General features: G+C 43.0%; 22 protein-coding genes. All 22 read left to right on the top strand.

Annotated elements, in window-relative coordinates; all coding sequences use genetic code 11:
* Positions 1-116 precede the first annotated feature (116 nt).
* The 22 genes from rpsB to V8G47_RS04410 all read left to right on the top strand — a co-directional run bounded on the left by rpsB (position 117) and on the right by V8G47_RS04410 (position 25,229).
* Positions 117-824: a 30S ribosomal protein S2 gene (rpsB, locus tag V8G47_RS04515; RefSeq protein ID WP_034760179.1), complete on the top strand. Its 708-nt coding sequence runs from the start codon at positions 117-119 to the stop codon at positions 822-824.
* Positions 825-975: 151 nt separating this feature from the next.
* Positions 976-1,857, top strand: a complete 882-nt coding sequence (gene tsf, locus V8G47_RS04510) for a translation elongation factor Ts (RefSeq protein ID WP_034760176.1) — start codon at positions 976-978, stop codon at positions 1,855-1,857.
* Between the two features lie 88 nt (positions 1,858-1,945).
* On the top strand, positions 1,946-2,671 hold the full coding sequence (gene pyrH, locus V8G47_RS04505; protein WP_034760174.1) for a UMP kinase: 726 nt from the start codon (positions 1,946-1,948) through the stop codon (positions 2,669-2,671).
* On the top strand, positions 2,671-3,228 hold the full coding sequence (frr, locus tag V8G47_RS04500) for a ribosome recycling factor (RefSeq protein WP_098440752.1): 558 nt from the start codon (positions 2,671-2,673) through the stop codon (positions 3,226-3,228). The genes pyrH and frr overlap by 1 nt, the downstream gene beginning before the upstream one ends.
* A 277-nt stretch (positions 3,229-3,505) precedes the next feature.
* Entirely contained in the window at positions 3,506-4,297 is a 792-nt protein-coding gene (locus tag V8G47_RS04495) for an isoprenyl transferase (RefSeq protein ID WP_336199047.1), read from the top strand.
* Positions 4,297-5,079, top strand: a complete 783-nt coding sequence (locus V8G47_RS04490) for a phosphatidate cytidylyltransferase (protein WP_336199046.1) — start codon at positions 4,297-4,299, stop codon at positions 5,077-5,079. The genes V8G47_RS04495 and V8G47_RS04490 overlap by 1 nt, the downstream gene beginning before the upstream one ends.
* Positions 5,080-5,122: 43 nt before the next feature.
* Positions 5,123-6,265 carry a 1-deoxy-D-xylulose-5-phosphate reductoisomerase gene (gene dxr, locus V8G47_RS04485; RefSeq protein WP_336199167.1) on the top strand — a complete coding sequence of 381 codons (1,143 nt, stop codon included), beginning with the start codon at positions 5,123-5,125 and terminating at the stop codon, positions 6,263-6,265.
* Positions 6,266-6,386: 121 nt separating this feature from the next.
* On the top strand, positions 6,387-7,643 hold the full coding sequence (gene rseP / locus V8G47_RS04480) for an RIP metalloprotease RseP (RefSeq protein WP_336199045.1): 1,257 nt from the start codon (positions 6,387-6,389) through the stop codon (positions 7,641-7,643).
* A 144-nt stretch (positions 7,644-7,787) separates the two neighbouring features.
* Positions 7,788-9,491 carry a proline--tRNA ligase gene (locus V8G47_RS04475; protein ID WP_336199044.1) on the top strand — a complete coding sequence of 568 codons (1,704 nt, stop codon included), beginning with the start codon at positions 7,788-7,790 and terminating at the stop codon, positions 9,489-9,491.
* Between the two features lie 100 nt (positions 9,492-9,591).
* Entirely contained in the window at positions 9,592-13,911 is a 4,320-nt protein-coding gene (locus V8G47_RS04470; protein WP_336199043.1) for a PolC-type DNA polymerase III, read from the top strand.
* Positions 13,912-14,098: 187 nt separating this feature from the next.
* On the top strand, positions 14,099-14,569 hold the full coding sequence (gene rimP / locus V8G47_RS04465; protein WP_034760152.1) for a ribosome maturation factor RimP: 471 nt from the start codon (positions 14,099-14,101) through the stop codon (positions 14,567-14,569).
* A gap of 35 nt (positions 14,570-14,604) precedes the next feature.
* Positions 14,605-15,738, top strand: coding sequence for a transcription termination factor NusA (gene nusA / locus V8G47_RS04460; RefSeq protein ID WP_336199042.1), 1,134 nt, complete (start codon positions 14,605-14,607; stop codon positions 15,736-15,738).
* Between the two features lie 12 nt (positions 15,739-15,750).
* The gene (rnpM, locus tag V8G47_RS04455; RefSeq protein WP_336199041.1) at positions 15,751-16,020 is read left to right on the top strand and encodes an RNase P modulator RnpM; all 270 of its coding nucleotides are present in this window, start codon (positions 15,751-15,753) and stop codon (positions 16,018-16,020) included.
* A 10-nt stretch (positions 16,021-16,030) separates the two neighbouring features.
* Positions 16,031-16,333 carry a YlxQ family RNA-binding protein gene (locus tag V8G47_RS04450; protein WP_336199040.1) on the top strand — a complete coding sequence of 101 codons (303 nt, stop codon included), beginning with the start codon at positions 16,031-16,033 and terminating at the stop codon, positions 16,331-16,333.
* Between the two features lie 20 nt (positions 16,334-16,353).
* Positions 16,354-18,534 carry a translation initiation factor IF-2 gene (gene infB, locus V8G47_RS04445; RefSeq protein ID WP_336199039.1) on the top strand — a complete coding sequence of 727 codons (2,181 nt, stop codon included), beginning with the start codon at positions 16,354-16,356 and terminating at the stop codon, positions 18,532-18,534.
* Positions 18,531-18,809 carry a DUF503 domain-containing protein gene (locus tag V8G47_RS04440; protein WP_336199038.1) on the top strand — a complete coding sequence of 93 codons (279 nt, stop codon included), beginning with the start codon at positions 18,531-18,533 and terminating at the stop codon, positions 18,807-18,809. Before infB ends, V8G47_RS04440 begins: the two co-directional genes overlap by 4 nt.
* A 53-nt stretch (positions 18,810-18,862) precedes the next feature.
* Positions 18,863-19,231, top strand: coding sequence for a 30S ribosome-binding factor RbfA (gene rbfA / locus V8G47_RS04435; protein WP_060669663.1), 369 nt, complete (start codon positions 18,863-18,865; stop codon positions 19,229-19,231).
* A gap of 100 nt (positions 19,232-19,331) precedes the next feature.
* Positions 19,332-20,237 (top strand): tRNA pseudouridine(55) synthase TruB, encoded by a 906-nt coding sequence (gene truB, locus V8G47_RS04430; protein ID WP_336199037.1) that lies wholly within the window; start codon positions 19,332-19,334, stop codon positions 20,235-20,237.
* Between the two features lie 18 nt (positions 20,238-20,255).
* Complete coding sequence (gene ribF, locus V8G47_RS04425; RefSeq protein WP_336199036.1) at positions 20,256-21,206, top strand: bifunctional riboflavin kinase/FAD synthetase; 951 nt, start codon at positions 20,256-20,258, stop codon at positions 21,204-21,206.
* A 135-nt stretch (positions 21,207-21,341) separates the two neighbouring features.
* Positions 21,342-21,611, top strand: a complete 270-nt coding sequence (rpsO, locus tag V8G47_RS04420; RefSeq protein WP_034760125.1) for a 30S ribosomal protein S15 — start codon at positions 21,342-21,344, stop codon at positions 21,609-21,611.
* 346 nt (positions 21,612-21,957) lie between these two features.
* Positions 21,958-24,081 carry a polyribonucleotide nucleotidyltransferase gene (gene pnp / locus V8G47_RS04415; RefSeq protein ID WP_336199035.1) on the top strand — a complete coding sequence of 708 codons (2,124 nt, stop codon included), beginning with the start codon at positions 21,958-21,960 and terminating at the stop codon, positions 24,079-24,081.
* A gap of 143 nt (positions 24,082-24,224) precedes the next feature.
* On the top strand, positions 24,225-25,229 hold the full coding sequence (locus V8G47_RS04410) for a polysaccharide deacetylase family protein (protein WP_336199034.1): 1,005 nt from the start codon (positions 24,225-24,227) through the stop codon (positions 25,227-25,229).
* Positions 25,230-25,249 lie beyond the last annotated feature (20 nt).

Here is a 25,249-nt window from a genome sequence, read left to right as displayed (position 1 = left end):
TGTGATTACACACGTTTCCCGAGTGGGGTAGATGGTGCTATTCTTTAGAATAGTTTCTACTTTCCAGATGACGGAAACGGAGGAGAAAAACAAAAACCATTTAGGAGGAAACACACATGTCAGTAATTTCTATGAAACAATTGCTTGAAGCTGGTGTACATTTCGGACACCAAACTCGCCGTTGGAATCCAAAAATGAAGAGATACATCTTCACTGAGCGTAACGGCATCTACATCATCGACCTTCAAAAAACAGTTAAAAAGGTTGAAGAAGCTTATAACTTCGTGAAAGAGCTAGCTGGTAACGGCGGTAAAGTTCTTTTCGTAGGAACAAAAAAACAAGCACAGGAGTCTGTTAAAGAAGAAGCAGAACGTGCAGGTATGTACTACATCAACCAACGTTGGTTAGGTGGAACACTTACAAACTTCGAAACAATCCAAAAGCGTATCACACGCCTTAAAAACATCGAAAAGATGGAAGAAGACGGTACGTTTGAAGTACTTCCGAAGAAAGAAGTTGTACAACTTAAAAAAGAACATGAGCGCTTAGTTAAATTCTTAGGCGGAATCAAAGATATGAACACGCTACCTGATGCATTATTCATCATCGACCCTCGTAAAGAGCGTATCGCAGTAGCAGAAGCTCGTAAACTTCATATCCCTATCGTGGGTATCGTTGATACAAACTGTGATCCGGATGAAATCGATGTTGTCATTCCTGCGAATGATGATGCGATCCGCGCGGTCAAGCTTCTAACAGGTAAAATGGCGGATGCTATTTTAGAAGCTAAGCAAGGTGAAGAAGCAGCTGTAGCAGCTGAGTAATCAACGAAAGGTGATAAGAGGGCTTACCCTTATCACCTTTTTTTAAAGAATATTCACATCTACCGCACTCTACCAGAGTGTCGGTACATTTTATGACTCATACCAATAGGTCCCTGAAGTCTACATAGTCAAACTAAGGAGGAAACCCACTATGGCAATTACTGCACAAATGGTTAAAGAACTTCGTGAAAAAACTGGCGCTGGAATGATGGATTGTAAAAAAGCGTTAACAGAAACTGACGGAGACATGGACAAAGCAATTGACTTCCTACGTGAAAAAGGAATCGCAAAAGCAGCTAAAAAAGCGGACCGTATCGCGGCAGAAGGAACTACTTACATTGCAAGCGAAGGAAACACTGCAATCATTCTTGAAGTGAACGCAGAAACAGATTTCGTTGCGAAAAACGAAAACTTCCAAAACCTTGTTAAAGAACTATCTGATCACCTTCTTGCAAACAAGCCGGCATCTGTTGAAGAAGCTCTTGAGCAAAAAATGGCAAATGGTTCAACTGTAAGTGAATTCATCAACGCTGCCATCGCAAAAATCGGGGAGAAAATCACTCTTCGCCGTTTTGAGATCCGTACGAAAGATGATAACGCTGCGTTCGGTGAATACCTGCACATGGGTGGTCGCATTGCTGTTCTTACAGTAGTGGAAGGTACGACTGACGCAAGTGTAGCGAAAGATGTTGCAATGCACGCAGCAGCATTGAACCCTAAGTATGTTTCCCGCGATCAGGTTTCTGCTGAAGAAGTAGAACGTGAGCGTGAAGTACTTAAGCAACAAGCACTAAACGAAGGAAAGCCTGAAAACATCGTTGAAAAAATGGTAGAAGGCCGCCTTGGTAAATACTTTGAGGATATCTGCATCCTGGATCAAACATTCGTTAAGAATCCAGACCAAAAAGTACGTCAATACCTTGAAGCAAACAAAGCTACTTTAACTGATTTCACTCGTTACGAAGTAGGAGAAGGTCTTGAAAAGCGTCAAGAAAACTTCGCTGAAGAAGTAATGAATCAAGTTAACAAATAAGATCAGCTAAAGTTGAACATTATTTAGTAGGGAACACCTAGTGTGTTCCCTATTTTTCAAGAAAAAATCTATTCTTACGGAGGTTCCCATGAGCGTTCCAAAATACAAACGTGTCGTTCTTAAACTTAGCGGAGAAGCATTAGCTGGTGATGATGGCTTCGGAATTAATCCTTCTGTCATTAAAAATGTAGCAGAAGAAGTGAAAGAAATCGCTGAACTTGATGTAGAAGTAGCAGTTGTCGTTGGCGGAGGAAATATCTGGCGTGGTAAAATAGGTAGTGAAATGGGAATGGATCGTGCATCTGCAGATTATATGGGGATGCTTGCGACCGTCATGAACTCTTTGGCTCTTCAAGACAGTCTTGAACAGCTGGGCATCGAAACGAGGGTTCAAACATCCATTGATATGCGCCAAGTGGCAGAGCCATACATTAGACGCAGAGCCATCCGTCATCTAGAGAAGAAACGGGTTGTGATCTTTGCGGCAGGTACAGGTAATCCATACTTCTCGACGGATACTACTGCTGCGCTCCGGGCGGCTGAAATCGAAGCAGAAGTGATTCTTATGGCTAAGAACAACGTAGATGGTGTATATTCAGCGGATCCCAAGAAGGACGAAACGGCTGTTAAATATGAAGAACTATCCTATTTAGATGTTCTGAAGGAAGGCTTGGCCGTAATGGATTCAACAGCATCTTCTCTATGTATGGACAATGATATTCCGCTTATTGTATTCTCAATTATGGAGAATGGAAATATCAAGAGAGCCATCACTGGTGAAAATATCGGTACAATCGTAAGGGGGAAATCATAATGCCAAACACGATCATCACAAATGCAAAAGAAAGAATGACAAAAGCCATTCAAACGTTTTCACGTGAGTTAGCGAGCATCCGAGCAGGAAGAGCCAATGCTTCCCTGCTCGATAAGATCTCGGTTGATTACTATGGTGCACCAACACCAGTCAATCAATTAGCCGGAATCTCTATTCCTGAAGCCCGTATGCTTGTCATACAGCCTTACGACAAATCAGCTTTAGGTGACATCGAGAAGGCAATCCTTAAGTCGGACCTAGGAATTACACCTACAAGTGATGGGAACATCATCCGTATCGTCGTTCCTGCTTTAACGGAAGAACGACGCAAGGAACTTGTGAAGCTTGTAAAAAAAGAAGCGGAAGATGCAAAGGTTGCCATCCGTAATATCCGTCGTGATGCTAACGATGAATTAAAGAAAAAAGAGAAGAACGGTGACATCACTGAAGATGATCTTCGTGGTTACTCTGATGATGTTCAAAAAGCGACGGACGAAAGTATCGTCAAAATTGATAACATCGCAAAAGATAAAGAACAAGAAATGCTGGAAGTGTAATCTTTCTTAAACAATCATTAGGGGCTGTCCTGTAAGTGAACTCATATTCCTTATGGGCCGGTCCCTTTGTTTTAGTAGAGTGGCAAGAATAAACAACATAGCTTTCCTTTTCTCTGATGGAGCGTTTCGTTCCGGTCGTGATTGGGCGAACGGCCTGGACAAACGATCGAATATTTATATGAATATACATAATCTATTTTCTTAAAGATATCTTCCTTGTTTTTTGATATGATAGTAAAGGTAAATATTTTTTGGATTGTTGGTGGAGGATTTTTTTATGCTAAACAAGCTTAAGCAATGGAAACGACAGCAAACTTCCGAGGAAGTGGATGATCGATTTCAGGAATTACTAAAACACCCGATTCCGGGTCATATAGCGATTATTATGGATGGTAATGGACGATGGGCCAAAAAAAGGGCATTGCCAAGGGTTGCAGGACACCATGAAGGCATGAAGTGTGTCCGGAAGATTACCAAATTGGCAAATGAACTGGGACTCGAAGCCTTGACCTTATATGCTTTTTCTACAGAGAACTGGAAACGCCCTAAAATGGAAGTCGAGTTCCTTATGAAATTACCAGAGGAATTTCTGGGGACGTTTCTTCCCGAATTGGTTGAAGAAAATGTGCAAGTGAAGATGATGGGGTCCCCGGATGCCTTGCCTGTCCATACGAAAACAGCCGTTAAAAAGGCAATGGACGCAACCAAGCACAATGACGGGCTTATCCTGAACTTTGCTTTGAACTACGGCAGCCGGTCAGAAATCATCGATTCCATGAAGCATGTCTTAAAAGATGTTCAGAATGGAATACTAGATGAGAGTGATTTAAACGAAGAACTATTTTCAAGTTATTTGATGACTAAAGATTTAAAAGATCCAGACCTGCTTATTCGAACGAGTGGAGAAATCCGTTTAAGTAACTTTATGCTTTGGCAATTGGCTTACACGGAATTCTTTTTTACAGATGTACTGTGGCCGGATTTCGGTAAGGAACATTTAGTTGAAGCCATCGAGGCATATCAAGGTCGTTCAAGAAGATTTGGTGGGTTACAAAGCGAGGAATCCTAATGAAACAAAGAATTATTACAGCAGTGGTAGCGGCAGCAATATTTTTACCAATCATCATTTTTGGCGAAACGCCATTCATCATTCTAATGTATCTGATTGCTTCCATCAGTTTATACGAGGCTTTAAAGATGAGGGGCCGATGGATTTTCAGCATCCCGGGCTTGTTATCCCTCGCTCTTTTGTGGGTGTTCCTCATTCCGACGGAAACGATCGGGATCATAACAGATTTCGGTTACTCCAAGATTGAGCTTGCCTTTCTTGCCGTGTTATTATTTTTAACGTATACAGTGGCGACCAAGAATCGTTTCAATTTTGATGATGTGGCGTTTTCACTTTTAAGCGTTTTATATGTAGGGATCGGTTTCTATTATTTTATGGAAATCCGTCTGGAAGGCGTGCAATTTGTCTTTTATGCGTTATTTATCATTTGGGCAACCGACTCGGGTGCTTATTTCATCGGCAGGGCAATGGGGAAAAAGAAGCTATGGCCGGAAATCAGTCCGAATAAGACCGTTGAAGGCTTCGTTGGTGGCATCATCTGTGCTGTCATCGTGGGCGTCATCATGACGTTTTTCACCGATCTGGAAATGTCCATGCCTAAACTAGTGATCGTGACAGCGATTCTATCTATTTTTGGGCAAGTGGGAGACCTGGTGGAGTCTGCTCTCAAAAGGCATTACAAAGTGAAGGATTCAGGGCAGTTACTGCCTGGGCACGGTGGTATGCTGGATCGTTTCGATAGCTTGTTATTTGTTTTACCCCTCCTTCACTTTTTGTTATAACTAATTAAGGTGAGGAAGGTCGTAATCGGGAGGAGTGTAGTTGTTGAAGAAAATCAGCTTGATGGGTGCAACAGGGTCCATTGGGACACAAACCCTGGATGTCATCAGGGAACATCCTGAAGAATTTAGACTGACAGCCATGTCTGTCGGCAAAAATATAGAAGAAGCCAGGAAGATGATCACTGAATTCAATCCCAGGCTCGTATCTGTACAGCGTAAAGAAGATGCTGAAACCTTATCGGGGGAATTTCCTTCATCTGTAAAGGTCCTTTATGGTGAAGAGGGATTAGTGGAGGTAGCGTGTCACCAGGATGCCGATATCCTTGTGAATGCGGTACTTGGGAGTGTAGGGCTGTATCCTACCCTTCAAGCCATCGAGGCTGGGAAAACGATTGCGATTGCCAACAAGGAAACATTGGTAACAGCCGGTCATCTAGTAATGGAAGCGGCAAGGGCCAAAGGGACGTCCCTGTTGCCGGTCGATAGTGAACATTCCGCTATCTTCCAGGCCCTTCAGGGAGAGCGTGAAAAGAACATAGAAAAGTTAATCATAACGGCTTCAGGGGGAAGCTTCAGAGATCGTACGAGGGAAGAATTGGTCGGGGTCACGGTACATGAAGCGTTGAATCACCCAAATTGGTCGATGGGGGCTAAGATCACCATTGACTCGGCATCGATGATGAATAAAGGGTTAGAAGTCATTGAGGCTCATTGGTTGTTCGATATCCCATACGATCGGATTGACGTTGTACAACACAGGGAAAGTATCATCCACTCGATGATTCAATTTCAAGACTCATCTGTCATGGCCCAACTGGGTACACCGGATATGCGTGTTCCCATTCAATATGCCCTTACCTATCCGGACAGGCTGCACAGACCCGGGAAAAGGCTGGACCTTGTAGAAATAGGAAAACTCCATTTTGAAGAAATGGATTTAAATCGTTTCAGGTGCCTGGCTTTTGCATACGAAGCGGGAAGGATCGGCGGAAGTATGACGACGGTTCTGAATGCCGCAAATGAAGCAAGCGTAGCACTGTTCCTGGATAATAAAATATCCTTCCTCGACATAGAAACATATATTGAAAAGGCTATGAATGCCCACCAGGTTATACATAGACCTGACCTTGAAACCATACACGAGATAGATCTCGAGACCCGTCGACTCGTTTCAGGTTGGTTGTAGGCAATGGTCTTTAGCATGTTTACACAGTCTGTTACGTAGAATGATAGTGGACATGTTTTTTACGGGATACTTTAACATTTAAATCTGTTACCAACAGGTTATAAAAAAGGTGGTTTTTTATTTGCAAACGGTGATTGCCTTTATTGTTATTTTTGGGGCTTTAGTATTTTTTCATGAACTTGGGCATTTAATCTTCGCTAAACGTGCAGGGATCCTATGCCGTGAATTTGCCATAGGGTTTGGTCCTAAAATATTCTCTTATAAAAAGGATGAAACAACCTACACCATTCGTTTACTGCCTCTAGGGGGCTTTGTACGGATGGCGGGAGAAGATCCCGAAATGGTGGAGCTCAAGGCCGGTCATCGTGTGGGGCTTGTACTCGATCATGATGAAAAGATCGTTAAAATTGTCATGAATAATAAAGATCGCTATCCTAATATACGTGTCATCGAAGTGGAAGAAGCAGACCTCGAACATAGACTGCATATCCGTGGATATGAAGAAGACGAGGAAGAATTGAAAACCTTCCCGATTTCACGAGATGCGGTATTCATTGAAGATGGTGTGGAAACGCAGATTGCCCCATGGGATCGACAGTTCGCTTCCAAGACCCTTCCCCAAAGGGCATTGGCCATCTTTGCCGGACCATTATTTAATTTCATTTTGGCTTTCTTTATCTTTATCCTGGTTGGTCTATTACAGGGTGTACCTACAAACGACCCGGTACTTGGGGAATTGACTGAAGACGGGGCAGCGAAAGAAGCCGGTCTTCAAAAGAATGACATCGTCATGAGTATCGACGGGAAAGAAATATCCACCTGGGAGGATATCGTGACGATCATTCAGAAACATCCGGGAGATGAACTGAGATTCAATGTTGACCGGGATGGCTCAAATACCGAAATCCCTGTCACTCCAAAACCTCAGGAAATCGAGGGGAAAGAGATCGGGATCATCGGCGTTCACAGCCCCGTCGAAAAGTCACCGCTCAAGGTCGTCTCCAATAGTGCCCAGCAAACCTATGAATGGACCAAAATGATTTTTGTCCTGTTAGGGAAGCTTGTGTCTGGAGAATTTTCCATCGATGCCCTATCAGGACCTGTCGGAATCTATCAATCGACAGATGTCGTGGCGAAATCAGGAATATATTATCTGATGAGATGGGCAGCGATCCTTAGCATCAACCTGGGAATCATGAATCTATTACCGATCCCGGCCCTTGATGGAGGCAGACTTCTTTTCTTCGCCGTAGAAGCGGTCAGAGGAAAACCTGTAGATCGTCAAATGGAAGGAATGGTCCACTTCGTCGGATTCGCCCTTCTCATGGTACTCATGCTCGTCGTCACATGGAATGACATACAAAGATTTTTCCTATAGAATTCAACGAATGAACCAAAACAGGCAGTTTCTCCCTTAGTAATCAAAAAATGAGGGTGTTACTGCCTGTTCATTTAAGTTAAAATAGTGAGAAGGAAATTCTTACACTACATAAATAATTTATATGGTATGAGGTGCTAGTAAATGAAGCAACAAAATACATTCATTCCGACACTGAGGGAAACTCCTGCTGATGCAGAAATCAAAAGTCATCAGCTTCTCTTGCGTGCGGGATTCATCAGACAAAATGCCAGCGGGATTTATAGCTTTCTGCCACTGGGAAATAAAGTGTTGAAAAAAGTAGAAGAAATCATCCGTGAGGAATTGGATGCAGCAGGTGCTGTTGAATTGCTTATGCCTGCCCTTCAACCTTCCGAACTCTGGAAGGAATCTGGCCGTTGGGGAACGTATGGACCGGAATTGATGCGAATGAATGATCGTCATGACCGTGAGTTTGCCCTTGGAGCCACCCATGAAGAAGTCATCACCAGCTTAGTGAGGGATGAAATTAAATCGTACAAGCGCCTGCCTCTCACCATGTACCAGATCCAAACGAAATTCCGTGATGAGAAACGCCCCCGCTTTGGACTATTGAGGGGAAGGGAATTCATCATGAAAGATGCGTACTCTTTCCATGCATCGTTTGAAAGCCTCGACGAGACGTATGATGCACTATTTAAAGCGTATTCAAACATTTTCAGTCGATGCGGTTTGAATTTCAGGGCGGTCATTGCTGATTCCGGTGCCATGGGCGGAAAAGATACACATGAATTCATGGTGCTATCAGAGGTTGGTGAAGATACGATCGCCTATTCTGATTCTTCTGATTATGCAGCCAATATCGAGATGGCTGAAGTGGTGGATGCCTACACCGAATCCACAGAAGAGATGCATGAAATGGAAAAGGTATCAACACCTGACGTCAGATCAATTGAAGAAGTATCTTCTTTCTTATCTGTAGAGAAGGATCAATGTATTAAGTCGCTTTTATTTAAAGTGGATGATGAATTTGTTTTGGTATTATCACGTGGTGATCACGAAATCAACGATATCAAAGTGAAGAATCTTTTACATGCAAGCGTGGTTGATCTTGCTTCAGCTGAAGAAACGAAAGAGGTCACCGGTTGCGAAATTGGATCGATCGGTCCCTGTTCGTTAAATGTGAAGATTGTAGCTGATCAGGCAGTCAAATACATTCGTAATGGTGTTATAGGAGCGAATGAATCAGGATATCATTATATCAATGTGAATCCTGAACGTGATTTCGAGGTATCCCAGTATGCAGACCTGCGTTTCATCCAAGAAGGGGATCCTTCTCCTGACGGACAGGGGACGATTCTTTTCGCAAAGGGAATAGAAGTCGGACATGTTTTCAAACTTGGAACCAGGTATTCAGATGCTTTAGGAAGCTCTTTCCTTGATGAAAACGGCCGGTCTCAATCCGTCATTATGGGCTGTTACGGTATAGGGGTCTCCCGTACTTTAGCTGCGGTTGCGGAACAATTCAACGATGACAGGGGTCTTTTATGGCCAACGAATCTGTCTCCATACGACCTTCATTTAATCCCAATCAATATGAAGGATGAAGCACAGGCCACACTATCGAACGAACTATATGACACATTTAAAGAAAACAGATATGATGTATTAATGGATGATCGGGCTGAACGTCCGGGAGTGAAGTTTGCCGATTCAGACTTGATCGGCCTGCCGATCCGCGTAACAGTAGGGAAGAAAGCCGGAGAAGGAATCGTAGAAGTGAAAGTTAGAAAAACCGGTGAAATGCTGGAGGTTCATAAAGATGAACTTCTCTCCAAGCTGCAAGAACTATTCAAGACTCTTTCTTAAATCTAAAAGGGCTCGACTTTAAAGGAGGCCATCCTTTTGCTGTCAGCCCTTTTTATTCTGTAAACAAAATGATCCAAGAGTAGAAATGGGGGAAAGGAATATGGAAGAAAAGCCCCTGGGCAAAAGGGAAAGGTTTCAAATGCTTCTGCAACAGTTAGGCTTAACAGAGGATGCCTTTGTGCAGTACTTCAGACATGCTGAAATTGAGAAATTGGCAGTGTACCGCAAGGAAAAGAAATGGCATTTTTACTTCACGTTTGAAGAAATCATCCCTTGTAACGTGTGGAGCAAATTTTCCATTGCACTGCAAACATCCTTTAAGCATATTGCGAATGTAGGCTATTCGATCAAAGTGTTGAATCCCAATGTGACGGATCAGCATATTTTAGATTATTGGCAGGACTGTGTAAAAGAAATTCAAGGGATATCACCGCCCTTATTAAAATTATTGAATACCCAAAAGCCGAAGATCAATGGAAACAAAATCATTGTTCAGGCTTCAAATGATACAGAAGCAACACAGCTTAAAAGAAAATACGGAGATATGATCACCTCCACTTTCGAAAACTTCGGGTTTCCCAGATTCGTTCTGGATGCCGAGGTAAGTCAAGTGGAAGAACAAAGCAATGAATATGAGAAATTCTTGGAAGAAAAGCTAAAAGAAGATCAGGAACGAGCAAAACAGGCACTAATCGAAATGGAAAAAGCAGAAAAAGAGGGTCCAAGTGATGCACCGAGTGGGCCATTCATGCTTGGGCTTACGATCAAGGACGATGCTGACTTCCGAAAAATCGAAGAAATTTATGACGAAGAGCGCCGTATCGCCATTGAGGGTTATGTGTTCGACTGTGAAACAAGAGAACTCAGAAGTGGACGCACCCTGCTTACATTCAAGGTGACCGATTACTCAAGCTCGATACTGGTCAAAATGTTCTCCAGGGATAAAGAGGACGCAGCAGTCATGAACAACATGAAAAAAGGTATGTGGGTCCGCTGCCGCGGAAGCATACAAAACGATACATTTGTTCGCGACCTTGTGATGATTGCCAATGATGTGAATGAAATCAAGCCGGTACTCAGGCTCGATACTGCCCCGGCTGATGAAAAAAGGGTAGAACTGCACATGCATACTCCAATGAGTCAAATGGATGCCGTCTCTTCTGTTGCAAGCCTTGTATCCCAAGCGAAAAAATGGGGTCATAAAGCGGTTGCGATAACAGATCATGCTGTTGCACAATCCTTCCCGGAAGCATATAACGCAAGTAAGAAAAATGATATTAAACTTTTATATGGTGTGGAAGCCAATCTCGTGGATGATGGGGTGCCGATAGCCTACAATGATCGGGATCTTCCCCTCGAAGACAGCACCTATATTGTATTTGACGTGGAAACGACGGGGCTTTCCGCAGTATACGACACCATCATTGAACTCGCCGCGGTGAAAATAAAAGATGGAGAGGTCATTGATAAATTCGAGTCATTTGCGAACCCTCATCATCCGTTATCTGCCACGACGATTGAGTTGACAGGCATTACGGATGACATGGTACAGACCGCTCCAGAGATAAATGATGTCCTTCTTAGATATCATAAATGGGTGGGGGATGATATCCTGGTCGCTCATAATGCATCCTTTGATATGGGGTTCCTGAATGCAGGGTATCAAAAAGCCGGCATCGAGAAAGCTACCAACCCCGTCATAGATACATTGGAGCTTGCAAGACTGCTTTATCCACAATTTAAGAATCACCGTCTGAATACACTGGCAAAGAAATTCGATATTGAATTGACCCAGCATCACCGGGCCATCTATGATGCAGAAACAACTGGGTATCTCCTATTGAAGATGTTGAAAGACGCAGTCGAAAAAGGGATCACGAACCATAATCAATTCAATGATTATATGGGGAAAGGTGATGCGTATAAACGATCAAGGCCGTATCACTGTACATTGATTGCCCAGACGGAAGAAGGGCTGAAAAATCTTTATAAGCTCGTTTCCATTTCTCACATGAATTATTTCTTCCGGGTACCGAGGATCCCACGCTCACAACTGCAAAAGTACCGTAGGGGAATCCTGGTCGGTTCAGGTTGTGACAAAGGCGAAGTATTCGAAGGGATGATGCAGAAAGGGAAAGAAGAGGTTGAAGAAAAGGCCCATTTCTACGATTATCTGGAAGTTCACCCTAAAGAAGTGTATCAGCATTTGATTGAATTAGATCTCGTTCAAAGTCAGAAGAACCTGGAAGATATCATCCAAAATATCGTTGAGCTGGGACGGAAACTGGATAAGCCTGTTGTGGCGACTGGAAACGTTCATTATTTAAATGAAACGGACAAAATATACCGTAAGATCCTCGTGGGGTCACAAGGTGGAGCCAATCCGTTGAATCGTCATGAACTTCCTGATGTCCATTTTAGAACAACGAATGAAATGCTGGATGCTTTCTCTTTCCTTGGTAAAGAAACGGCTAAAGAGATCGTAGTGGATAATTCCAATAAGATTGCCGATATGGTAGATGTCATTAAGCCGATCAAGGACGATCTATATACACCGAAAATCGAAGGTGCCGACGAGGAAATGCGCCGGATGAGTTATGCCATGGCGAAAAGCATCTATGGAGAAGATCTTCCGGAAATTGTCGAAGCAAGAATCGAAAAAGAGTTAAAAAGTATCATCGGACACGGTTTTGCGGTCATATATTTAATCTCTCATAAACTTGTTAAGAAATCGTTGGACGATGGTTATCTCGTTGGTTCACGGGGATCGGTCGGATCTTCTTTCGTAGCGACCATGACGGAGATCACTGAAGTAAATCCACTGCCTCCTCATTACGTCTGTCCGTCCTGCAAGAAATCTGAGTTCTTTGATGATGGTTCAGTCGGATCGGGATTCGACCTGCCTAATAAGGACTGCCCGGATTGCGGGGTTCCTTATAAGAAAGACGGACATGATATACCGTTTGAAACCTTCCTGGGCTTCAAAGGAGACAAGGTCCCGGATATCGATTTGAACTTCTCAGGTGAATATCAGCCGAACGCCCATAACTATACAAAGGTTCTTTTCGGGGAAGATAATGTATATAGGGCAGGTACGATCGGGACAGTGGCGGAAAAGACCGCCTATGGATATGTAAAAGGATATGCGAATGATCATCAGCTTCAGATCCGTGGAGCGGAAATTGACCGTTTGGTAAGTGGATGCACCGGTGTCAAGAGAACAACCGGACAGCATCCTGGAGGAATCATCGTTGTACCTGATTATATGGATATCTTTGATTTCTCACCTATCCAATTTCCTGCTGACGATTCGAATTCCGAATGGAAAACGACGCATTTTGATTTCCATTCCATACATGACAATCTCCTGAAGCTGGATATCCTGGGACACGATGACCCGACTGTCATCCGCATGCTTCAAGATTTATCCGGAATCGATCCCAAGACGATTCCTACCGATGACCCTGAAGTGATGAAGATCTTCAGCGGTACAGAATCTCTGGGTGTTACGGAAGATCAAATCATGTGTAAAACCGGGACTCTCGGGATTCCTGAATTCGGTACGAGATTCGTCCGACAGATGCTTGAAGATACAAAGCCGACAACGTTCTCCGAGCTGGTCCAAATTTCAGGCCTCTCCCACGGTACAGACGTATGGCTGGGGAATGCACAAGAGCTCATTCATAACAACATCTGTAATCTGAGCGAAGTGATCGGGTGTCGTGATGATATTATGGTATACCTGATCTATCAGGGACTCGAACCTTCACTTGCCTTTAAGATCATGGAATTTGTGCGTAAAGGAAAAGGTCTGCAGGATGAATGGGTAGAAGAAATGAAGAAGAACGGGGTACCGGATTGGTATATCGATTCCTGCCTGAAGATCAAGTATATGTTCCCGAAAGCCCATGCTGCCGCATATGTATTGATGGCTGTTCGTATTGCGTACTTTAAGGTGCATCATGCACTACTTTACTATGCCGCTTATTTTACCGTTCGAGCGGAAGATTTCGATATCGAAGCGATGGTAAGAGGCTCACAGGCTGTAAGAGCCAAGATCGAGGAAATCAATAGCAAAGGCCTGGATGCATCACCGAAAGAAAAGAATACGTTAACGGTTCTGGAGTTGGCACTTGAAATGTGCGAGAGAGGCTATAAGTTCCAGAAAGTAGATCTGTACCGTTCAGAGGCTGCTGAATTTGTCATTGATGGAGATACTTTGATCCCGCCATTCAATTCCATCCCGGGACTTGGAACCAATGCTGCCATCAATATTGTAAACGCAAGGAAAGCCGGTGAATTTCTCTCGAAAGAAGATCTGCAGCAAAGGGGCCGCGTATCCAAGACCATCATTGAATATCTGGATAATCACGGCTGCCTTGAAGCCTTGCCGGATAAGAACCAATTATCCCTCTTTTAATACCGATACGACGGGAATTGTTTGCATAAAAATGTTGATTATGGTATATTTTTATTGGAAATACTAAAGATAGCTCTAAAGGTAGAAGAGTGGGGTCGCACCCCACTCTTTCGTTATTACATGGAGATTTTTTGAACTATCATTTCTAGTCTTGGTGCAAGATTTTCATATAGACCAGGAGGTAAGTATGAGCAAAATAACAACACTAGTAGAAGAAATTGTTACACCAATCTTAGATGACATGTCTTTGGAACTCATCGATATGGAATATGTAAAAGAAGGATCCAATTGGTTTCTTCGGATATTCATCGATAAAGATTCCGGTGTTGACATTGAAGAATGTGGAATAGTAAGTGAAAGACTTAGTGAAAAGTTAGATGAAATTGACCCAATTCCTCATAATTACTTTTTAGAAGTTTCTTCACCGGGTGCTGAACGTCCTTTAAAGAAAGACAAGGACTTCGAGAAAGCCATCGGCAAAAATGTTTATGTGAAAACATATGAGCCATTGAACGGCGAAAAAGCATTCGAAGGAACACTTCTTTCCTATACTTCAGACCAATTATCATTAGAAGTAACCATTAAGACTCGAAAAAAGAAGGTTGAAATTCCAACAGATAAGATAGCCATCGCACGATTGGCTGTTACATTTTCATAGGAACTAACCGCACTATAAAGGGGGATGAAACCACCATGAGCACTCAGTTATTAGATGCTCTAACTGTTTTAGAGAAAGAAAAAGGCATTGCAAGAGATGTCATCATTGAAGCTATTGAAGCGGCACTTGTGTCAGCTTATAAACGAAATTTCAACCAGGCTCAAAATGTCCGTGTAGACCTAAACCTTGATACGGGTACGATGAGAGTCTTCGCCCGTAAGGAAGTCGTGGATGAAGTGTTCGATTCCCGTCTTGAGATCTCAGTCGAAGACGCCGGGGAAATCAACCCAAGCTACGAAGTGGGAGACGTTGTTGAACTTGAAGTGACTCCTAAGGATTTCGGGCGCATTGCCGCTCAGACGGCTAAACAGGTTGTGACCCAGCGAGTAAGGGAAGCAGAGAGAGGAATTATCTATTCCGAATTTGTGGACCGGGAAGAAGACATCATGACAGGTATCGTTCAACGTCAGGATAATCGATTCATCTATGTGGCTTTAGGGAAGATTGAAGCTCTCCTACCGGTGAGTGAGCAAATGCCTAACGAAACATACAAACCTCATGACCGGATCAAGGTGTTCATTACAAAGGTTGAAAAGACGACAAAAGGTCCTCAAATCTTTGTTTCACGAACACACCCGGGCTTATTGAAGCGACTATTTGAAATTGAGGTTCCTGAAATCTTTGACGGAACGGTAGAAATCAAATCGGTTGCACGCGAAGCCGGAGACCGTTCTAAAATTTCGGTTCACGCAGAAAACCCTGAAGTGGATCCCGTAGGTGCATGTGTGGGGACCAAAGGTGCCCGTGTACAGGCAATCGTGAACGAACTAAAAGGTGAAAAGATTGATATCGTCCAGTGGTCGGAAGATCCCGTGACATTTGTAGCCAATGCTTTGAGTCCTTCTAAAGTACTGGATGTTCAGGTGAATGAAGAAGATAAGGCAACCAGAGTCGTGGTTCCTGACTATCAACTGTCACTTGCGATCGGTAAACGTGGTCAAAACGCTCGTCTTGCAGCTAAATTGACTAACTGGAAGATTGATATCAAGAGCGAAACAGATGCACGTGAATTAGGAATATATCCTCGTGAAGAGGCATTTTTGCCTCAGGATGAAGAGGACGAGTATGACAACGAGCCTTTAAATATTGATTTCGAAAATCAAGATTAAGAGGTGGGCAAGATGGGTGTAAATAAGAAGATTACTTTGCGCAAGTGTGTGGCAACGGGTGAAATGAAGCCAAAAAAAGAAATGATACGTATTGTCAGGTCTAAAGAAGGGGAGGTTTCCATCGATCCTACCGGTAAGAAATCAGGACGTGGAGCCTATCTCTCGAAGGATAAAGACGTCATTTTATTAGCAAAAAAGAAAAATACTTTAGCCAATCAATTACAAGCGAAAATAGATGAATCTCTTTACGATGAATTGATTAGCCTTGTAGAGAAGGAGTAACGTTTAGCGTATGAATCAGAATCGTTGGATGTCACTTTTAGGATTGGCGAATCGGGCACGTAAGATTATTTCAGGTGAAGAGCTTGTTATTAAAGAAGTTCGTAGTGGACGAGCGAAACTTGTCATCCTTTCCAAAGATGCTTCTGCTAATACAAACAAGAAAATCACGGACAAATGTAAATCATATAATGTTCCGGTATGCTTAGTGGAAAACAGGCATGACTTAGGTCAAGCCATTGGAAAAGAGGCCAGGGTAGTGGTCGCCGTAATGGATGCCGGCTTTGCCAAAAAATTATCCGAACTGCTCGATTGAATCTCAGTGGGGGTGAACATATGAGCAAGATGCGTGTATATGAATATGCAAAGAAATACAATGTTTCAAGTAAAGATGTGATCGAAAAATTAAAGCAACTGAATATTGAGGTATCAAACCATATGGCAACTATAGAAGATGACGCAGTAACAAAATTAGATGCAATGTACAAAGGTGATTCAAAAGGGCAGGGGAATAATGCCACGAAAGAATCTAAAACAAGTGCATCCAAGTCAGAAGAGGCTCCGAATAAGGAGAAAGTAAAGACAGCACCGAAAAGTCGTGAAGGAAAAAAACACGATCAACAGAACCAATCAAAGGAGAAGAAGGTCTTCAATAATAATAATAATAACAACAACAAAAACAGAAACAACAAACAAAATAATAAGCAGAACAAAAATTTCAAACAGGCTCCTCAACAGCAAACGCCTGCGAAGAAAAAAGAGCTTCCATCAAAGATCACATTCTCAGAATCACTGACGGTTTCTGAACTTGCCAAAAAGCTTCATAAAGAACCATCTGAAATCATAAAAAAACTATTTATGCTTGGTGTCATGGCAACCATCAATCAGGAACTGGATAAAGATTCAATTGAATTGATTGCAGGGGAATACGGAGTCGAAGTGGAAGAAGAAATCAAGGTAGACGCTACCGACCTTGAAGTATATTTCACTGAAGATACAGAAGAGCAAACAGAAGAACGTCCATCTGTCGTAACCATCATGGGTCACGTCGATCACGGTAAAACAACGCTTCTTGACTCAATCCGTAACACGAAAGTGACAGCAGGGGAAGCTGGCGGGATCACCCAGCATATCGGTGCTTATCAAGTTGAAGTGGACGGAAAGAAGATCACATTCCTTGATACTCCTGGGCATGCTGCCTTCACGACTATGCGTGCGCGTGGTGCCAAAGTGACGGACATTGCAATCATTGTAGTAGCTGCCGATGACGGTGTGATGCCTCAAACGGTTGAAGCAATCAACCATGCGAAAGCGGCAGAAGTTCCGATCATCATTGCTGTTAATAAGATGGATAAAGAAGCTGCCAATCCAGATCGTGTAATGCAGGAGCTTACAGAGTATGAATTGGTTCCTGAAGCATGGGGTGGAGACACAATCTTCGTTCCATTATCTGCATTATCAGGTGAAGGAATCGACAATTTACTTGAAATGATCGTTCTTGTAAGTGAAGTGGAAGAGCTTAAAGCGAATCCAAATCGTCTTGCACAAGGAACAGTCATCGAAGCTCAATTGGATAAAGGCCGCGGATCAGTTGCCACTTTACTCGTTCAAAACGGAACGTTAAAAGTAGGGGATCCAATTGTAGTCGGTAATACTTTCGGGCGTGTCCGTGCTATGGTCAATGACCTTGGTCGCCGTGTGAAAGAAGCTGGCCCTTCCGCTCCTGTAGAAATCACTGGACTGAATGATGTTCCACAAGCAGGGGATCGCTTTGTTGTATTCGAAGATGAGAAGACAGCTCGTTCTGTTGGTGAATCCCGTGCATCACAGGCGCTTCAAGCCCAACGTGGAGAGAAGTCGAAGGTAAGTCTTGAGAACCTGTTCGAACAAATGAAACAGGGAGAAATGAAGGACCTGAACCTTGTGCTTAAAGCGGATGTTCAAGGGTCGGTTGAGGCACTGGCCGCTTCATTAATGAAGATTGAAGTGGAAGGTGTCAATATCCGGATCATCCACACAGGTGTGGGTGCGATTAATGAGTCTGATATTACACTGGCGTCTGCTTCGAATGCAATTGTAATCGGCTTTAATGTGCGACCTGACGTCAATGCCAAGCGCACTGCCGAAGCAGAGGGCGTAGAAATTCGATTACACCGTATTATCTATAAGGTAATGGAAGAGATCGAAGCGGCAATGCAAGGGATGCTTGACCCAGAGTTTGAAGAAAAGATCATCGGTCAGGCGGAAGTGCGTCAAACATTTAAAGTGTCTAAAGTTGGTACGATTGCGGGAAGCTATGTAACAGAAGGTAAGATTTCTCGCGATAGCGGAGTTCGTCTGATTCGTGACGGAATCGTTATCTTTGAAGGGGAACTCGATGCCCTTAAGCGCTTTAAGGATGACGCAAAAGACGTAGCCAAAGGTTACGAATGTGGTATTACAATTAAGAACTTCAATGATGTGAAGGAAGGCGACGTCATCGAAGCCTTCATCATGGAGGAAATTACACGTAAATGATCACATATGTTGAATGTGAGTGCATGATTTATGACTCTCACTCATTAAAAGATAAGCGGGCTGTCCTCCAAAGGGTCATGTCCCGACTTAAACAAAAATTCAATGTATCGGTTTCTGAAATCGGACATCAAAATGTATGGCAGCGTACAAGGATTGCCATCGTCACTGTCGCTTCTTCCAAAGGGGCGAGTGAAAGAGAGATTGAACATGCATTGAAATTCATGGATTCTTTTCCTGAGTGGGAACGACTGGAAACCCAAATCGAGTCACTATAAGGAACGCCTTATATCAACGTATAACCATTAACGACATATAAGAGGTGATATTGATGAGCCATCGTGCGAATCGTGTTAGCGAGCAAATGAAGAAAGAGCTCAGCGATATTATCGGACGAAAAATAAAGGATCCACGTATTGGCTTTGTAACGGTTACAGATGTACAAGTATCCGGGGACTTACAACAGGCAAAAGTGTATATTACCGTTCTGGGTGGGGAAGACCAAAGAGAGAACACTCTGAAAGGTCTTGCAAAGGCAAAAGGTTTCATCCGTTCCGAAGTGGGACAGAGAATCCGCCTGCGTAAAACACCTGAAATTATTTTTGAGTTTGATGAGTCGATTGATTATGGTAACCATATTGAATCTTTATTAAGAAAAGTTCAAGATGAACCAGAAGAGTCTAAAGATACAGAAGAGTAATATGAAAGGGCTGATCCGGACGGAAGTACAATTCCAGAGGATCAGCCCTTTATGTTTCACTTGTATGGATCCAATATAATACATACTGGAGGTAATATAGATGAATGGTATCCTGCCCTTATGGAAGCCCAGGGGAATGACGTCCCATGATTGTGTCTTTAAGTTGAGGAAACTACTCAAAACAAAAAAAGTCGGCCATACCGGTACCCTGGACCCTGAAGTCTCGGGTGTCCTGCCCATTTGCGTCGGACGGGCCACCAAGATAGCGGAGTATATAACAGCATCCGGAAAGACCTATGAAGGAGAAGTCACGATCGGATATTCCACCACTACAGAGGACGCTTGGGGAGAGAAGGTCGAAGAAAAGAAGGTGGACCGGATCATCAGAAGAATGGAAGTTGAGGAGATTCTTCAAAGTTTGACTGGTGACATCATCCAGACACCGCCTATGTTTTCGGCAATCAAAGTAAATGGAAAGCGGTTATATGAATATGCGAGACAGGGCATAGAAGTCGAAAGACCTTCAAGGACTGTACATATCCAAAGGCTGCAATTGCTGGAGGAGTGGAATGAGTTAGACCTTGATCATCCTTCATTCACCTTTGAAGTGGTGTGTGGGAAAGGAACTTATGTAAGGACGCTTGCCGTTGAAATCGGGAATGGACTGGGGTATCCTGCTCATATGTCCGCCCTTACGCGTACGCAATCAGCAAGTTTTAGAAAAGAAGATTGTTTCACGTTCGAACAGATACAGGAGTTTGTTCAGAATGAAGAGCCACAAAACCTTCTTCTTCCACTGGAAATGGGGCTTTCTCATTTGCCGAAAATGACAATTAGTGATACATTAGCAGAGAAAGTGAAGAACGGAGCACGCCTTGAAGAGCCTGAGGACTGGCAGGACGGTTCCGTAGTGATGGAGCATAAAGGCAAGGCCATCGCCATTTATCAGCGGCATCCTGACAAGCCTGGGATTATCAAGCCTGTCAAAGTGCTTTTCAACGACTAGTGAAAAAGGTGAAATACTGTGAAAGTAATAACTGTACATCATCCCCATTCAATTAGTAAGAATGAATTTCCACCCCTGGTACTCGCCCTGGGATACTTCGATGGAGTTCATAAAGGACATCAAAGGGTGATCAGGGCAGCAGTGGAAGAAGCGAAGGAACAGGATGTTTCGAGCGCCGTGATGACATTTGATCCCCATCCTTCCGTTGTACTAGGTCATAAACACCAGCATATACACTACATAACACCATTGGAAGATAAGAAAGAAATCATAAAGGAACTCGGTGTGGATTACTTATTCATTGTCCGGTTTACGTCGGAATTTGCAAATCTGACTCCTCAGGACTTCGTCGATCAATATATTATCGGCCTAAATGTAAGGCATGTAGTAGCAGGATATGACTATTCATATGGCAGAATGGGGAAGGGTACGATGGAAACCCTGCCCTTCCATTCCCGCGATATGTTCTCCTCAACGACCGTTTCAAAGCTGACAGATGCTGATCTGGATTTGAAAGTGAGCTCTTCCTTGATAAGGGAGAACCTTAAAGAAGGCGACGTATCCAGGGTGAAAAAGCTTCTTGGCAGACCGTTCAAAATGAAGGGAACGGTCATACATGGAGATAAAAGAGGTAGGAAAATCGGGTTCCCTACAGCGAATATCGAACTCTCCGATGACTACCTGACCCCTAAGGTTGGGGTTTATGCGGTAAGGATGAAAATTTATGATAAATGGTTCGATGGTGTGTGCAATATCGGGTACAAGCCAACCTTTAAAAATCCGGACGACTATTCTTTGACAATCGAAGTCCATCTTTTTGATTTCCACACTTCCATTTACGGAGAAGAAGTGTTCATTGAATGGTATGATAGAATAAGGGACGAACAGAAATTTTCCGGAATAGAGGAGTTAATCTCCCAAATTCAGAAAGATAAGGACCAGGCGATAGACTACTTTGCGAAAAATTGAGGATTACACTTGATTTTTATTTAAAAGAGTAGTATTCTAAATATCGTATGAAATGAACCTTTGCTTGGCATCACGATTCACCAACGGCTGCTCAGTAACAGGGGATTTGAAAGAAATTATTAGGAGGTGAAAAGGATGGCTATCACTAAAGAGCGTAAAAACGAACTTATCAGTGAATACAAAGTACATGAGAACGATACTGGATCTCCAGAAGTTCAAATTGCTGTCCTAACTGAAGAAATTAACAACCTGAACGATCACTTACGCGTTCACAAGAAAGATCACCACTCTCGTCGCGGTCTTCTTAAAATGGTAGGTCACCGTCGTAATCTATTATCTTACTTACGTAAGAAAGATGTACAACGCTACCGTGAGTTAATTAACAAATTAGGTTTACGTCGATAAACAGACAAAGGAAGCGGGATTATGTCCCGCTTTTTCTTTAGCTTTCATAAGTGGAAATCTTTGTATGATCCTCCACTTCTTTTTATACATTTTCATCATTTGAAGTATTCATTTTTCTCGTTTTTGTCTAAAATACATAATATGTATACAATATGGATGGAAACCCATCGTACAATGGGTCTGGCATCCGCTTTGATACAACATCCTGTATTTACATAGTCAGCAGGGATTCAAATCAAACGAATATAACAGCGCATATGTGCATGATATAGATTAATTTTTATGTTTATCCGGGTTGGGTACAGGCCGAACCTTTTAGTGATATATAAAGAGAGGGGTACACTTTATGGAACAAACTAAACAAACCTTTTCCATCGAATGGGCCGGAAGAGAATTGACGGTCGAAGTTGGCCAATTTGCCAAACAAGCGAATGGAGCGGTAATGGTACGTTATGGAGATACTGCGGTACTTAGCAGTGCTACAGCTTCTAAAGAGCCAAAGCCTTTGGATTTCTTCCCATTAACCGTTAACTATGAAGAGAGATTATATGCAGTGGGTAAAATCCCTGGAGGATTCATTAAACGTGAGGGCCGCCCGAGTGAGAAAGCCATCCTTGCGAGCCGCTTGATAGATCGTCCCATCCGACCATTGTTCGCAGATGGATTCCGTAATGAAGTTCAAGTAATCAGCATTGTAATGAGTGTAGACCAGAATTGTTCATCCGAAATGGCAGCTATGTTTGGTTCTTCATTAGCGCTATCGGTTTCAGATATTCCGTTCGAAGGTCCGATTGCAGGAGTCATCGTTGGTCTTGTCGATGGGAAATTCATCATTAACCCTTCTGTAGAGCAATTGGAGAAGAGTGAGATCCATTTATCCGTTGCCGGTACGAAAGATGCCATTAATATGGTAGAAGCGGGTGCAGATGAGGTTCCTGAAGAGACAATGCTTGAAGCAATCATGTTCGGTCATGAAGAAATCAAGCGTCTGGTTGCTTTCCAGGAGGAAATCGTCGCTAAAGTCGGTAAAGAAAAATCTGAAATTCAACTTGTTGAATTAGATCAAGACGTTGAATCAGAAGTTCGTTCCTTATGTGAAAGTGAATTGATCCCTGCCATTCAGGTTCAAGAAAAGCATGCTCGTGAAGAAGCAATCAAAGCAGTAAAGAATAAAGTGATGGCTGTATATGAAGAAGAGAAGGAAGCTGATGAAGCTACCCTGAAGCAAGTAAAGAAAGTGATGGACAAGCTTGTGAAGAATGAAGTCCGTCGTCTGATAACAGAAGACAAAGTACGTCCGGATGGCCGGAAGGTTGATGAAATCCGTCCACTTTCTTCAGAGGTTGGATTACTTCCAAGAACGCATGGCTCAGGATTGTTCACACGTGGACAAACCCAAGCATTAAGCATTTGTACATTGGGAGCTCTTGGAGATGTACAGGTCCTTGATGGTTTAGGGATCGAAGAATCAAAACGATTCATGCATCATTACAATTTCCCTCAATTCAGTGTAGGGGAAACAGGACCGATCAGAGGACCGGGCCGTCGTGAAATCGGACATGGGGCTCTAGGTGAAAAGGCTCTGGATCCAATCATTCCAAACGAAAAAGACTTCCCTTATACAATCCGACTTGTATCGGAAGTACTCGAATCAAACGGTTCAACTTCTCAAGCAAGCATTTGTGCAAGTACTCTTGCAATGATGGATGCCGGTGTTCCTATTAAAGCACCAGTAGCAGGGATTGCAATGGGGCTCATCAAGTCAGGTGAAAACTATTCCATCCTGACAGATATTCAGGGAATGGAAGATCACCTTGGTGATATGGACTTTAAAGTAGCCGGGACTTCTAAAGGTGTAACCGCTCTTCAAATGGATATCAAAATTGATGGGTTATCCCGTGAAATTCTGGAAGAAGCACTTCAACAAGCGAAAAAGGGAAGAATGCAGATTCTTGACAGCATGTTAGCAACAATCGGTGAAGCAAGAACGAGCCTGTCCCAATACGCTCCGAAAATCCTGACCATGCATATCAATCCTGATAAAATCCGCGACGTCATTGGACCAAGTGGTAAGCAGATCAATAAGATCATCGACGAAACAGGCGTTAAGATTGATATTGAGCAGGACGGAACGATCTTCATCTCATCTACCGATGAAGAGATGAATAAAGTAGCTAAGAAAACGATTGAAGATATCGTTAGAGAAGTTGAAGCTGGACAAATGTATCTTGGAAAAGTGAAACGAATTGAGAAATTCGGTGCATTTGTAGAAATCTTCAGTGGTAAAGATGGACTTGTCCATATTTCTGAACTTGCAGAAGAACGCATCCGCAAGGTGGAAGATGTAGTGGCGATCGGTGACGAAATCCTTGTAAAGGTTCTGGATATCGATAATCAAGGAAGAGTCAACTTATCACGAAAAGCAGTTCTTAAGGAACAGCGCGAAAAGGAAGAACAAAACCAAGGTTAATCTTTAAGATTGGCAGGCTGTCCTGTAGGGAGCAAACTCTCCTCCGGGACGGCCTTTTTTATCTGTTCGATGAGCTTTAATGGCGCGTGTTCTACCCTGTTCTTTTCTTACATATGTTTGTAGGAGAAGGAAGGTGGACAGGGATGGAAAAAAAATACTTGATTGGATTTAGTCTAATTGCTATTCTGACTTTAGTAGTAGTGGAGAATCCTCTATCAGATCAGTATGTGAACGGCTTAAAGCAAGAGGCGGTAGTAGTGAATGGAGTAAACAGCACAAACGACCTCACCCGTATGATAAAAGAGGAAGCTAAATCAAGAGAGATACCGGCTCAGGATGCTGTGATAGATAGCGTTTGGAAAGCTACACCTGGATATAATGGATTGAAAGTAGACGTAGAGGCGTCTTTACAAAACATGAAGAAAGAAAAATCGTTTGATGAAGACAAACTGATCTACAAACAAATCCCTCCAGAAAAGCATTTACCTGATTTACCTGCCTCTCCTGTTTATCGTGGGAATCCTGATAAGCCCATGGTGTCCTTTATTATCAATGTAGCGTGGGGGAATGAATACATCCCTGATATGCTTGCAACTTTGAAAAAGCATCAGGTATATGCTACGTTCTTTCTAGAGGGGAGATGGGTGAAGAATAACCCTGACTTGGCGAAGATGATCGTGGATGCAGGGCATGAGGTGGGGAATCATTCGTATTCCCATCCTGATATGAAAGTGCTTGAAGCAACCAAGGTAAGAGAAGAATTGAAAAAAACAAATGAAATGATTGAAGTGACCACCGGTGAAAAAGTAAAGTGGTTTGCTCCCCCAAGCGGCAGCTACAGGGATGAAGTCGTTAAAATTGCAGATGAAATGCATATGAGGACAATCATGTGGAGTGTGGACACGATCGATTGGCAAAAACCACAACCCAATGTGCTGATTGAACGTGTGATGGGCAAGATGCACAAAGGGGCGATTGTACTCATGCATCCGACTGCTTCAACAGCCAATTCATTGAACACGCTGATTCTTCAAATAAAAGAAAAAAACTTAAGGCTGGGTACGATTTCAAGTTTAGTGAGAGAAGAGAGAATCGTTGAAGAGGCAGATAATTCGCCACAACAAGGAGATAGTAAGAAGAAGCAGTAACTTCGCATCATGAATAGGAG

The sequence above is a fragment of the Rossellomorea sp. LJF3 genome (assembly GCF_037046045.1).
Lineage (GTDB): Bacteria > Bacillota > Bacilli > Bacillales > Bacillaceae_B > Rossellomorea.
The sequence above is the reverse complement of the archived record's forward strand: the minus strand, read 5'-3'. Positions and strand labels throughout refer to the sequence as shown.

Bases quoted from the DNA above. Each gene is read 5' to 3' on its own strand.
- V8G47_RS04440 (WP_336199038.1), top strand. From the start codon at position 18,531: ATGATCACATATGTTGAATGTGAGTGCATGATTTATGACTCTCACTCA.
- rbfA (WP_060669663.1), top strand. From the start codon at position 18,863: ATGAGCCATCGTGCGAATCGTGTTAGCGAGCAAATGAAGAAAGAGCTC.
- V8G47_RS04470 (WP_336199043.1), top strand. From the start codon at position 9,592: ATGGAAGAAAAGCCCCTGGGCAAAAGGGAAAGGTTTCAAATGCTTCTG.
- pnp (WP_336199035.1), top strand. From the start codon at position 21,958: ATGGAACAAACTAAACAAACCTTTTCCATCGAATGGGCCGGAAGAGAA.
- tsf (WP_034760176.1), top strand. From the start codon at position 976: ATGGCAATTACTGCACAAATGGTTAAAGAACTTCGTGAAAAAACTGGC.
- V8G47_RS04495 (WP_336199047.1), top strand. From the start codon at position 3,506: ATGCTAAACAAGCTTAAGCAATGGAAACGACAGCAAACTTCCGAGGAA.
- V8G47_RS04490 (WP_336199046.1), top strand. From the start codon at position 4,297: ATGAAACAAAGAATTATTACAGCAGTGGTAGCGGCAGCAATATTTTTA.
- rpsO (WP_034760125.1), top strand. From the start codon at position 21,342: ATGGCTATCACTAAAGAGCGTAAAAACGAACTTATCAGTGAATACAAA.
- infB (WP_336199039.1), top strand. From the start codon at position 16,354: ATGAGCAAGATGCGTGTATATGAATATGCAAAGAAATACAATGTTTCA.
- truB (WP_336199037.1), top strand. From the start codon at position 19,332: ATGAATGGTATCCTGCCCTTATGGAAGCCCAGGGGAATGACGTCCCAT.
- frr (WP_098440752.1), top strand. From the start codon at position 2,671: ATGCCAAACACGATCATCACAAATGCAAAAGAAAGAATGACAAAAGCC.
- rimP (WP_034760152.1), top strand. From the start codon at position 14,099: ATGAGCAAAATAACAACACTAGTAGAAGAAATTGTTACACCAATCTTA.
- nusA (WP_336199042.1), top strand. From the start codon at position 14,605: ATGAGCACTCAGTTATTAGATGCTCTAACTGTTTTAGAGAAAGAAAAA.
- rpsB (WP_034760179.1), top strand. From the start codon at position 117: ATGTCAGTAATTTCTATGAAACAATTGCTTGAAGCTGGTGTACATTTC.
- V8G47_RS04475 (WP_336199044.1), top strand. From the start codon at position 7,788: ATGAAGCAACAAAATACATTCATTCCGACACTGAGGGAAACTCCTGCT.
- V8G47_RS04410 (WP_336199034.1), top strand. From the start codon at position 24,225: ATGGAAAAAAAATACTTGATTGGATTTAGTCTAATTGCTATTCTGACT.
- rnpM (WP_336199041.1), top strand. From the start codon at position 15,751: ATGGGTGTAAATAAGAAGATTACTTTGCGCAAGTGTGTGGCAACGGGT.
- pyrH (WP_034760174.1), top strand. From the start codon at position 1,946: ATGAGCGTTCCAAAATACAAACGTGTCGTTCTTAAACTTAGCGGAGAA.
- V8G47_RS04450 (WP_336199040.1), top strand. From the start codon at position 16,031: ATGAATCAGAATCGTTGGATGTCACTTTTAGGATTGGCGAATCGGGCA.